We start from the raw sequence: 12,121 nt of genomic DNA, 5'->3' as shown, positions 1-12,121 counted from the left end.
AATTAATTCCCAATACTCTTTAGAACAGGCAGAAGCGGAGTCTAAAGAAGCCAGCAGAAAAGAGCTGCACTACCTTACAACTTATGTATTTGAAGGATAAAATATAAGCATTCACTTGCTGAACATGATAATAAAACGTACCTTTTTCTTTTGAAAGCGGTACGTTTTTCATTTAAAATGATTTTTATGGCTAAACCTTTTAACAGAACCGTTACCTTATTCGGAATCTATAAACAGCTTGTCCCCTTCATCAGACCTTACAGACCCATGATTTACGGAACTTTGTTTCTTACTTTTCTGGGAGCTCTCGCAGCACAGGTGAACCCGATTGTTCTGAAATACACGGTGGATGAAGTCACTAAACTTACGCATCTTCCACATCCGATGTCAGAGGGAATTCATATTCTCGTTATCATTTCCATTATTTTACTGGGAAAAGAGCTGTTGAATATCTTCATCAACTTCGGGCAGAAATTTTATGGCGAAAAAATCAGGATTAATGTAAGCTCCGTGCTGGCGCAATCAGCCATTGATAAGATTTTAACCTACAGAGTTGCTTATTTTAATGATGAAAACCATGAATCCGGAAAATTACAGATCAGAATCGATCGTGGAATAGAAAGTTTAACAAGATTGGTTCAGAACTTTTTTATTGATATCCTTCCTCTTTTTTCCAATGCCATTATTGCCCTCATCATTATGTATATGCAGAATGTGTATGTGGGACTGGTTTCTACGATTATTGTTCCGATCTATTTCTACATCAGCTCCCTGCAGGCCAAAAAACTGGGCGGAGTAAGACGCCAGCTTAGAAATCAAAGAGAAAAGAAGACATCAGGACTCTTGAACCTGATTAATTCTATTATGGTTATTAAAAGCTTTGTCCGTGAAAAATTTGAAGGGAAAAAACAATATGACCTTCAGATGGAGCTGATGGAAAGTCAGATGATTACAAGGAGAACCAATTTTATTTATGATGGTTTAAAAACGTTCATTGAACAATTTGGAGTTGTTTTGATTATCCTTTTAACTGTTTATCTGGTGCTTGATCAGCAGATGACTATCGGTGCTATCATGCTTCATATTATGCTTTTTAACAATGTCTCAGCGCCTATCCGACAGCTTCACAGAATTTATGATGATATGAATGATGCCATGATTTATGCCGAAGGGTACTTTGATATTCTGAATGCAGATCATGAAACAGAATCCAACGGAAACTTTGTAGAAAAAGAAATCAAAGGAACTTTTGAATTGAAAAATGTTGATTTCACTTATCCCAATGGTACGAAAGCTTTACATAATGTTTCCATGAAAATTGAAAACGGAAAGACGACAGCTTTGGTAGGATTGAGCGGTGCGGGAAAATCAACGGTGATCAATCTTTTATGTAAATTTTATCTTCCGGATTCTGGAGAAATCCTTCTGGACGGAGTAAACCTTAATGAATTTGATAATACTTTTCTGAGAAGTGATCTGGGGCTTGTACTTCAGAGAAATCATATCTTTCAGGGAAGTATAGAAGATAATATCCGTTACGGCGATATGAATGCCAGTTTTGAAGAAATTCAGGAGGCCGCAAAAAAAGCTTATCTGCATGATCAGATTATGGATCTTCCTGAAAAATACCAGCATGATGCCACTCAGCTTTCAGGAGGACAGCAGCAGAGAATTGCCATTGCAAGACTGTTCCTTAAAAATCCTCCAATCATCTTTCTGGATGAACCGACAGCCAGTCTGGATGCCATTGCCACAGAACAGATCAAAAACTCTCTGGATGCCATAAAAGAAGGAAGAACGGTGATTATCATTTCCCATTCACTATCACAGATTCTGGATTCAGATATCATTTATGTGATGAAAAAAGGAAAAGTGGTTGAAAATGGAACTCATGATGAACTCTATAATAAAGAAGGAACTTACCGTGAAATTTTTGATGCCTCCGCCCGCAGTCTGAATCTTGATAAACTCGTTAATACCTTCAAATAAAAAAGCTGTCCCTCATAAGTTATACTTCAGAAAAGAATTTTTAGTTTTGTGATATAATGAACGACCACTATCTTAAAAAACTCGATCGGGTAACTGCCATTCTTACCCAATTACAGTCGAAACCTGTTGTTCGGGCTCAGGATCTCGCTGAAAAATTCGATGTTAGCATCAGAACCATTTACCGTGATGTAAAAACTCTGGAAAATGCAGGGATTCCTATTGTGGGCGAAGCAGGGAACGGCTATTCTCTGATGGAAGGCTACAAACTTCCTCCGATTATGTTTACCAAAGAAGAAGTGTTAAGTTTCATTACCGCAGAAAAGCTGATGCAGAAATTTTCCCACCAAAGCTTAGGAAGCCATTATCAGGCTGCTATGGAAAAAGTACGTTCGGTACTGAAATATTCTGATAAAAATCTGATTAAAAATATTGAGAAGCAGATTGATGTTTTCAGTTTTCATACAGATTCCGGAGATTCACTGAAAAACGTAATTCCTATTATCCTGGAAAGTATTGCGGAGAAAACCCAGCTCAATATCAGATATAAGACCGTAGATGAGAGAGTAAACAACAGAACTATTGAAACGGTCGGGATGTTTTTCGAATTTAATATTTGGTACATCATGGCATACTGTACCTTGAGAAAAGATTTCAGACAGTTTCGTATCGACAGAATTCTGGAAATTTCAAAAACACAGAATCCTTTCCTGCAGGAATATGGGCAGGTGAATGATTACCGTAAAAAAGCCAATGGAAATAAAGTCAGAGCCAGACTTTTAGTAGATAAAAAAATAATGTCTCATCTGGTAAATTCTAAAAAATATTACGGATTGATAGAAGAAGTAGAAACCGAACATGGGATGGAACTCACTTTTGAAACAGAATGGATCAATGACGGATTTCCCCGCTGGCTTGTTACTTTTGCAGATTATGCAACGGTTCTTGAACCGGAAAGTCTTCGTACAAGATTAAAAGAACTGCTTCTGAAAATGACAGAAAGACATCAATAAAAACCCCAACAAGACAGCTGTTGAGGTTTAAAAGACTTAATTGAGGCAAATAAATGAAATGTTTTGATTAAAAGGCAAAATTGCAACTAAACACATTGGTTGTGTGGCAAAAAAGATATCTGTTTTGTTTACCCTTTCTGCAATTTTACCCTTTCGCTTTTATTAGAATCTCTCCCAGAAGAAAGGAGGTTCAATTCCCAAAGCTCTCAGATAAACATAACCTTGTCCGCGGTGGTGAACTTCGTTGTCTATAAAATAAAGAATGTTCTGATACACCGGAAATTCATATTGTCCGAATAAATTGAAGGTTTCCTGAAAACGCTCTTCAGAAATCTGATTGAAATAATGATTGATCACTTCAGTTTCTTCATCCCATTTTTTCAAAATTTCTTCCTTGGTTTTCGGATTAAAAGCTTCTTCACTGTAAGCTTCCACATTTCCTTCCACAATTCCTTTTAAAGCAGGCCCGCCAATGCTGATCAGTTCTACTGCAAGTTTTGCAAATGGTCTCATTCCGCCTACAGAAAATTCAAATAACTCTTTTTCCGGAAAAGATTCAATGACTCTTCTCGTCAGATTTCTGTGTCCCTGCCATTCGTTTAATACCTGTTCAGAAGTCATGAATTGTTTAGTGGCTGTTGCTGTAGTTGTCATAATGTATTTGTTTTGTTTGTTGTTGATACAAAGGTAAGAGAGGAGAATGACAACAGTTTGTCAGCAGTATTTTTCATATTTAAAAAATATTTTTTTCTTTGTTAAAATATCCTGACCTATTTTTACGTTAGAAAAGAGGATATTAATAAAAAAATCGCTATTATTAGAATTATGAAGAAGTATATTTTGCCTGTTATTGCCAGTTTTTTATTAGTATCATGCAATAAAATAGAGGAAAAAATTGACCAGACTGTTCAGAAAACAACCGAAACTGTACAGCAAAAAACACAACAGGTTGTTGAGGAAACAGTAAAAAAAACGGTAAATGAATCTATTAATTCTATAACCAATTCCGAAGATGTTAAGTTCAATACCGTTTTCCCTGATACTGGAACTTCCATTGTTTCGGAGGAAAAAGGGAAGAAAATTAGAATTCCCGGAAGACCTCAAGGATATATTTTTAAATATAAAGCTGATATTGCAGTATTACTGCCATTTTTGGAAGGTCAGCCAACATCGGATGAAAATAAATCTGATAAAACTGCCAGAAAGATTGATGGCCAGAATATAATTGATAAATTAAGCTTTATATCAAAATTTCTTCCTGACAATACTTTTGATACTAAGGTTCTCGAGGAGCTTAAATCCGACAAAAATATTCAGTATTATAAACTGAAAAGATTTCCTAACAGTAGTACCATTATCTACAACCCAAAAAATCAGACCATCATACAGTACGTAGAGGTAAATAAATAATTTGGATATGGCCGGTTTCTTCCGGCCATTTTTTGTGGCCATTCACTGCGAGCCATAAACGAAGCAATCTCAATTTACTGAAAACTACTTGCCAGTAAGAATGAAATCATGTTTATTTCTGATGATAACTAATTAATTTTTTTTATACAAATACGGCGTTATTGATTTATTTTTTTTCATGATATTAATAAATAACTTTATGTTTTGTAGATTAATTATTGTTTTTACGAAATGGTATAATTTTCGCGAATATGAAATTGTATTTTTATTGTATTTTCAATTTTTGTATTTAATGTTGATTTTTTCATTAGATTTATTGAATAATTAACAATTGGCATGAAAAATAATTTATTTAATGGAAAAATCTATGCATTAGTATTAAGCGGAGCTGGTGCAATGGGATATGCTCAGGACAGCATAAAACAAAATAAAATAGATGAGGTTGTGGTTACCACGGGTAGAACCAAGCCAAGAACCATCATTACCTCAGCAATTCCTATTGACAATATTTCTGCCGTACAATTAAAATCCACTGGGCAGGCAACTTTTGATAAAGCTTTAACCTATGCCGTTCCCTCTTTCAATTCATCACAACAAACTGTTTCTGATGCAACAGCTCATTTTGATCCTGCAGATTTAAGAGGATTAGGGCCTTCCAGAACATTAGTTTTGGTGAATGGTAAAAGAAAAAATCAAAGTGCTTTAATTTATGTAAATGATACCCCCGGAAAAGGTGAAGTGGGTACAGATCTGAAAAGTATTCCTTCAGCAGCCTTACAAAACGTAGAGGTATTGAGGGATGGAGCATCTGCACAGTACGGCTCTGATGCTATTGCGGGAGTTATTAATATTATTCTTAAGAACAGTGTTGGAAAAAGTACAGTCAATCTTTTTTCAGGTATTACTTCAAAAGGAGATGGTTTTAATATCGGAGCAGATTTTAATACAGGAATCAAAGTAGCAAAAACCGGAAGTCTGAATCTTACATTCGGATTTTCCTCTCAAAATAAAACGAACCGTGCAGGTTCTGTTACAAAAGATGAACTTTTTGGGGTGGATAATGCCTGGACTCAGGCTAATCCTGGTTTAGGAATGATTATAGGGCAGCCGGAAACAAAAGTGGCCAATATGTTTGTCAATTTTGAATTGCCAACAGGTGAAACAGGTAAATTTTATGCTTTTGGGGGTACCACTTACAGAAACGGGACTAGTTTTGCTTTGTATAGAACACCCTACTGGGTAGCTTCAGATTTTGGTTTATTAACCCCAAAAGGACAGCCTTACAACGGATTTCAGCCGGAATTTAAAACAGATGTTTATGATTATAATTTAACTTCCGGATGGAAAGGTATGTTTGGTAAATGGAATTTTGACGGGAGTGCCACCTTTGGCTCTAATGCAGTAGATTATATGGTAGGAAATACTATTAATACGTCTTTGGGTGCAAATTCACCAACCCGTTTTAAGGCAGGTGGCCATCAGTTCAGTAATATTATAGGAAATATAGATATCAGCCGGGATTTTGGTGCAATTGTTTTAGGTGCCGGAGCTGAAGTGCGCAATGAAAATTATCAGGCAAAAGCAGGGGAAGAATCATCTTATATAGGAAGTGGTGCAGAATCATTTCCCGGACTGCAGCCTCAAAATGAAGTCAATAAAAACCGTCAGAATATGGGAGCTTATATAAATACTGAATGGGATGTTACGAAAGACCTTCTGCTTGGAGGAACTGTGAGATATGAAAACTTCAGTGATTTTGGAAATAATGTTTCCTGGAAAGGAAATGCAAGGTATAAGCTGCTGGATGATAAATTAGTTTTCCGTGGATCTGTTTCTACAGGATTCCGCGCACCTTCATTACACCAGATTTACTATTCCAATGTTCAGACCAAAATTACAGGAAATACAGTAGCTAATCAGGGGACATTTAATAATGACTCTCAAATTGTAAGATCTGATCTTGGGGTATCTAAATTAAATGCTGAAAAAGCCTTTAACATTACCGGGGGATTGGCCGTAAAACCTTTTAAAAACCTTACTATTACAGCAGATTATTATAGAATAAAAATCAAAGACAGGGTGCTTTTCTCAGGAGATATTGGGTACAAAACGGGTGCTCCGGGAAGTCCGGATCTGACAAACCCTGTGGAAGTCATATTAAACAATAACAAAATAACATCCCTGAAGTTTTTCACCAATGCTGTCAATACAGTTACTCAGGGCGTGGATTTCGTTGCTAATTATTATACTTCTGCTATTGGGAAAGGAAGATTGGGCGTTATTGCTGCTTTTAATTATAACGAAACTAAAATAGTAGATAATATTGCCGTTCCGCCTATTTTAGCTCAAAATGGTTACTCAGAAAACTTTTTTGATAGAAAAGAACAATCCAGAATTATCTCTGCAAGACCAAAAACAAAAACGATTCTTAGTCTTTCTTATGATATTACAAAGTTTAATTTTAACTTAAATAATACGTATTTTGGTTCTGTTACCTGGCAGCACGCTACTGATCCTGCCAAAGATCAGACGTTTTCCGGTAAGGTAGTTACAGACATTGTTTTAACCTATAAAATAACGAATGATCTTAAAGTTTCCGGAGTGGTAAATAATTTATTTAATATTTATCCGGATGTAATAGACAGCAAAGGAGATGTAGTAACAGATCTAGGAGGAAGGTTCAGATATCCATGGGAAGTAAACCAGTTTGGATTTAACGGAACAACTTTTCAGTTCAATGTTAATTATACTTTTTAATCTTAAAATAAAGAAATGAGTATTGCTTCGTGATGCTTACTAAAGAGCAGCTATTCCAAAAATATAAAAACCCATCTGGGCAGATATTAACTGACATTAATTTCTAGTGTCAGTTTTATTTTTTCAGATCGAATAGTAAGCTATTACTACATTTTACTTTTTACATTGTATAAAAAAAAGTATTTTAGTCCTATGAAAATTTATACAAAGACAGGAGATAAAGGTCAGACGGCGTTATACGGTGGGACAAGAGTTTCCAAAGCCAGTGCCAGAGTAGACAGTTATGGAAATATAGATGAGCTGAATTCATTTATCGGGATTGCAAAAAGCCATATTGAAGATGAAGAAGTGCTGAGACAGCTGAAGAAAATACAGTTTGATCTGTTCACTGTAGGTTCAGAGGCAGCAACACCTGTGGATAAGCTGATGCTTGCCAATGGGAAATCCCGTCTTCCGATCATTATTTCAGAAACAGAAATTGAAGAGCTGGAACAGTGGATGGATGCTTTTGACGAAAAACTGGAACCGCTTCAGTATTTTATCCTGCCGGGTGGTGGAAAATCTGCAACTTTTCTACATGCAGCAAGAACCATCTGCAGAAGAGCAGAACGTTCATTGGTTTTTCTGAATGAATCAGAGGAAGTACGTCCCGAACTGATTAAATATTTAAACAGGCTTTCAGATTATCTTTTTGTGTTGGCCAGATATATTTCAAAACTGAACAGCGAACCGGAAGAATACTGGAATCCGAATGAAAGATAAAGCATTACTTTTCATCAACGGAGATGCTCCAAAATTATTACCCGATCCGGAAAATTATGGTTTAACTGCCTGTACAGACGGTGCTTTCCATTATTTGAAAAGAATGGGATTTCCTTTGGATAAGCTGGATTTTATATCGGGTGATTTTGATTCGCATTCCGGATCAGATGAAGATATGTATCAGGAGAAATTCATCCTTACACTGGATCAGGAAAAAACAGATTTTCATAAAGCGTTGGAAATCATTCTGGGAAAAGGCTTTTCAGAGGTTGATGTTTTTGGAGGAAGTGGAGGTGAACAGGATCATTTTCTGGGAAATCTTACTGTTGCATATACATTCAAAGACCAGCTGAAAATAAAGTTTTATGACGGGTTTTCAGAATATTATTTTATTCCCAATCATTTTACACTGAAAGGAGTGAAAAATAGAATGATTTCTATTTATCCGTTTCCATCAGTGAATAATATAACAACAGAAGGTCTCAATTGGCCGCTGACCAATGAAAGTCTAAGCATCACTTCAAGAATAGGAACCCGAAATTTTGCCGTTGAAGATGAAGTTTCCGTGGAATATGAATCAGGAGATGTTTTGTTTTTTGTAGGAATGAAGGAGATAGAATATCCGGCAATCTATTAAGGTGATTATTATCAATAGAAACGAACCTTACCATTTAAAAAAAAGACTGTGATTAAACACAAATTACACCAATATTTTTCACAAATGGCACTAATTTTATATCAATAAAAACGGGTTTTACCCATTTAAAAAAAAGACTGTGATTAAACACAAATTACACCAATATTTTTCACAAATGGCACGAATTTTTACATCAATAGAAACGGGCTTCAGCCCGTTTAATAAAAATAAATACATCCATTGGCTTTAGCCAAAACCTATCAAAAACCATTGAATAAACTAATCAAAATATCACTTTTCATCATTTCATTGTGCTGTATTTTCTCATGCAAAACACAGCATTTTGAAACACCCGAATATGGAAAAAATGAAACTCAAAAAGTAATTCATGTCAAGAAAGTATGCAATTTCCGGACGGTAGGAAACATCAAAAATATAGACGGCAGGACATTGAAGGAAGGAAAACTGTACCGGAGTGCTCATCTAAATAAACTTAAAAAGAAATCTTTTGACGCTTTTGAAAAGCTGGGAATCAAAGAAATTATTGATCTTAGAAATTCCAGGGAAATTGCTCAGAAGCCGGATCAGCTGCCGTCAAAAAGTGTTTACAGAAATCTCTCGGCATTTGAAGATGAAGGAGATCAGCTGGCTCAGGCCAAAAAACTGGTCCTTAAAGGCAAAGTGAATGCATCTGATGCAGACAAAAGAATGATTGATTTCTACCGTGAGTACGTTACTGAAAATCCGGAAACGATTAAAAGGATTATTACGGAGATTCTGGAATCTGAAGATCCTATTCTTTACCACTGCACAGCAGGAAAAGACAGAACAGGAATTACGACAGCATTAATTCTTACGATTCTGAAGTTTGATAAAGAAACTATTTACAACGAATATCTTTTATCTAATAACTACAGGAAAGATCTTATCCTGAAGAGACTTCGTCTGGCCAATAACCTGCATTTCCTTTATCCAAAGATGGATCTGAAGGTGCTGGAAAAACTGAGCTGGGTAGAAAAAAGATACCTTGATGCTGCATTTGAAGAGATCAACAAAAAGTATGGCTCCACAGATGCTTATATTGATGAGGTATTAGGGATTTCAGACGCCAAAAGAAGCGGGTATATTCAAAAGTTTACCTATTGATTATCAGAGATAAATTTTTGTAAGATTTAATATTGAGTCCTAAATTAAAATTATAACAATTTTAACACCTAAAAATGAAAGTTTTTTAGCAATTTTGCATTTCTTAATTCACTTGTTTAGAAATGAAAATAAAGTACTCGGAACTTATTGATCAGACATTGTACTTCCCTACAGAGGAATTTAATGTATCTGAGAACAATTTGTTGTTTCACGACGTTCCACTGATGGACGTAGTTGAACAATTTGGCACTCCGCTAAAGATTAGCTATCTGCCGAGAATTTCTCAAAATATTCAGAAAGCGAAAAGCTGGTTTAAAGAAGCTTTTGAAAAAACCGAATATAGAAAGAATTATACCTACTGCTACTGCACAAAATCCAGTCATTTTAATTTTGTATTGGAAGAAGCATTGAAAAATGACATTTCAATAGAAACTTCTTCTGCTTATGATATGGATATTGTAAAGTCTCTTTATGAAAAAGAGAAAGTAGATAAAAATATTGAAGTCATCTGTAATGGTTTCAAAACTGATGATTATCTGGCAAAGATCTCAGATATGATCAACAGCGGTTTTGAAAATATTACTCCGATTCTTGATAATTACAGAGAATTGGATAAACTTACGGAAAGTATCGATTCTACCTTTAATATCGGAATCAGAATCGCATCAGAGGAAGAGCCGAAGTTTGAATTCTATACCTCAAGACTAGGAATCGGATATAAAGATATCATTCCTTACTATAGTCAGAAGATCGCAGAACACCCGAATGCAAGATTGAAAATGCTTCACTTCTTCATCAATACAGGGATTAAGGATACTTCATATTACTGGAACGAATTGTATAAATGTCTGCGTGTATATGCACGTTTGAAGAAAATCGCTCCTGAAGTGGATTCACTGAACATCGGTGGTGGTTTCCCAATCAAAACTTCTCTGAACTTTGATTATGACTATCAGTATATGGTGGAAGAAATCGTTTCTCAGATCAAGAAATTCTGTGAAGAGGAAGGAGTAGAAGAACCTAATATTTACACTGAGTTCGGAAGCTTTACCGTAGGAGAAAGTGGAGCGAATCTTTATAAAATCATTTCTCAGAAACGTCAGAACGACAGAGAAAAATGGAATATGATTGATTCTTCTTTCATGACCACTCTTCCTGATACGTGGGCTATTTCAAGACACTTTATCATGCTTCCGCTTAACCGTTGGGAAGATACTTATGAAAGAGTTTTCCTTGGAGGATTAACTTGCGATTCAGATGATTATTATAACTCGGAACAACATACCAACGCAATTTATTTACCTGTTTTCAGTGATACAAAACCTTTGTATATCGGATTTTTCCACACTGGGGCTTATCAGGAAACCATCGGAGGGTACGGTGGAGTACATCACTGTCTGATGCCTCAGCCGAGACACGTCCTGATTCAGAAAGATGAAAACGGTGAACTGAAATATGAGATTTTCCGTGAAAAGCAGGAACCGGAAGATGTATTGAAACTTCTTGGTTATTAATAATTTTATGATCAGTAGAAATGGGCTTTAGCCCATTTACAATCAATAGAAAAGTCAAATGGCTTTAGCCAAAACTTATAGAAAACAAAAGAGGCTGTCTCAAAAGTGTCATTCTGAACGAAATGAAATGTAGTGAAGAATCTCATATGTTTGGTTATCAATGAGATTCTTCCTTCGTCAGAATGACAAAAGCCAGATTGTTTGACTTTTGAGACAGCCTCTTTTTTGTTTTAAAGATATTTTGAAATTTTATCAAGTTCCAGATCTTCATAATCTGAAACTACCGTATCAGCCAATGTATAATCCTGATTTTTAGAATGTGGACTTCTGTATGCAGCGCAGAAAATTTTTGCTCTGTGGGCTGCCAGAATTCCGTTGGTAGAATCCTCAATCACCATACAGTTTTCAACAGGTTCATCCGCCATTTCTGCCGCCAGTAAAAAAACTTCAGGATGAGGTTTTGATTCCTTTAAATCCGCCCCGCTGATCTTTCCACTGAAATATTGCTCCAGACCGAATTTTTCAAAAACCATATTGATGGTTACCATCGTAGCAGAAGATGCCAGAATCAGCTTGAGTCCATTTTCGTGATAATGCTCGATCAGTTTTCTTACTCCCGGAATTAAATCAAATTCGTCATCATTATAAAAATAATCTTTGAAATGAGACCTTTTGATTCCTGCAATGGATTCGTAAGTCTGATTTAGATTAAATTCCTTAATCAGAGTTTCAGAAACTCTTTTAGTAGATGCTCCGGTAAAAGAGGTGTAAAGCTCTTCGGAAACAGCAATTTCCAGTTCATCAAACGTTTTGAAATAAGCTTTTCTATGTAATGGTTCTGTATCTACAATCACACCATCCATATCGAAAAGAACAGCTTTTAAAGGCATATTATG

10 protein-coding genes are annotated in these 12,121 nt (G+C 35.7%); 8 read left to right on the top strand and 2 right to left on the bottom strand.

What is annotated here, in order from left to right:
* The first annotated feature begins 267 nt into the window (after positions 1–267).
* Both EK417_RS20000 and EK417_RS19995 read left to right on the top strand, forming a co-directional pair.
* Positions 268–1,989 (top strand): ABC transporter ATP-binding protein, encoded by a 1,722-nt coding sequence (locus EK417_RS20000; RefSeq protein ID WP_136523204.1) that lies wholly within the window; start codon positions 268–270, stop codon positions 1,987–1,989.
* Between the two features lie 56 nt (positions 1,990–2,045).
* Positions 2,046–2,999, top strand: a complete 954-nt coding sequence (locus tag EK417_RS19995) for a helix-turn-helix transcriptional regulator (RefSeq protein ID WP_136523167.1) — start codon at positions 2,046–2,048, stop codon at positions 2,997–2,999.
* A gap of 162 nt (positions 3,000–3,161) precedes the next feature.
* Here EK417_RS19995 and EK417_RS19990 read toward each other — a convergent pair whose 3' ends face one another.
* A complete protein-coding gene (locus tag EK417_RS19990; protein ID WP_076596563.1) occupies positions 3,162–3,653 on the bottom strand; it encodes a DinB family protein in 492 nt (163 codons plus the stop codon).
* Positions 3,654–3,824: 171 nt separating this feature from the next.
* Between EK417_RS19990 and EK417_RS19985 the strand changes: the two genes are divergently transcribed.
* The 6 genes from EK417_RS19985 (at position 3,825) to EK417_RS19960 (ending at position 11,225) form a co-directional block, all read left to right on the top strand.
* On the top strand, positions 3,825–4,409 hold the full coding sequence (locus EK417_RS19985; protein WP_110367160.1) for a hypothetical protein: 585 nt from the start codon (positions 3,825–3,827) through the stop codon (positions 4,407–4,409).
* Between the two features lie 336 nt (positions 4,410–4,745).
* Positions 4,746–7,166: a TonB-dependent receptor plug domain-containing protein gene (locus EK417_RS19980; RefSeq protein ID WP_136523166.1), complete on the top strand. Its 2,421-nt coding sequence runs from the start codon at positions 4,746–4,748 to the stop codon at positions 7,164–7,166.
* Between the two features lie 192 nt (positions 7,167–7,358).
* Positions 7,359–7,928, top strand: coding sequence for a cob(I)yrinic acid a,c-diamide adenosyltransferase (locus EK417_RS19975; protein ID WP_076596560.1), 570 nt, complete (start codon positions 7,359–7,361; stop codon positions 7,926–7,928).
* Complete coding sequence (locus EK417_RS19970) at positions 7,918–8,565, top strand: thiamine diphosphokinase (protein WP_136523165.1); 648 nt, start codon at positions 7,918–7,920, stop codon at positions 8,563–8,565. The genes EK417_RS19975 and EK417_RS19970 overlap by 11 nt, the downstream gene beginning before the upstream one ends.
* Before the next feature lie 240 nt (positions 8,566–8,805).
* Entirely contained in the window at positions 8,806–9,711 is a 906-nt protein-coding gene (locus tag EK417_RS19965) for a tyrosine-protein phosphatase (protein WP_228457978.1), read from the top strand.
* A 122-nt stretch (positions 9,712–9,833) separates the two neighbouring features.
* Positions 9,834–11,225, top strand: coding sequence for a type III PLP-dependent enzyme domain-containing protein (locus EK417_RS19960; protein WP_076596558.1), 1,392 nt, complete (start codon positions 9,834–9,836; stop codon positions 11,223–11,225).
* A gap of 230 nt (positions 11,226–11,455) precedes the next feature.
* Here EK417_RS19960 and EK417_RS19955 read toward each other — a convergent pair whose 3' ends face one another.
* On the bottom strand, positions 11,456–12,115 hold the full coding sequence (locus tag EK417_RS19955) for an HAD family hydrolase (protein WP_136523164.1): 660 nt from the start codon (positions 12,113–12,115) through the stop codon (positions 11,456–11,458).
* Positions 12,116–12,121: the final 6 nt, after the last annotated feature.

Source organism: Chryseobacterium candidae, from assembly GCF_004916905.1.
Classification (GTDB): Bacteria; Bacteroidota; Bacteroidia; order Flavobacteriales; family Weeksellaceae; genus Chryseobacterium; species Chryseobacterium candidae.
The sequence above is the reverse complement of the archived record's forward strand: the minus strand, read 5'-3'. Positions and strand labels throughout refer to the sequence as shown.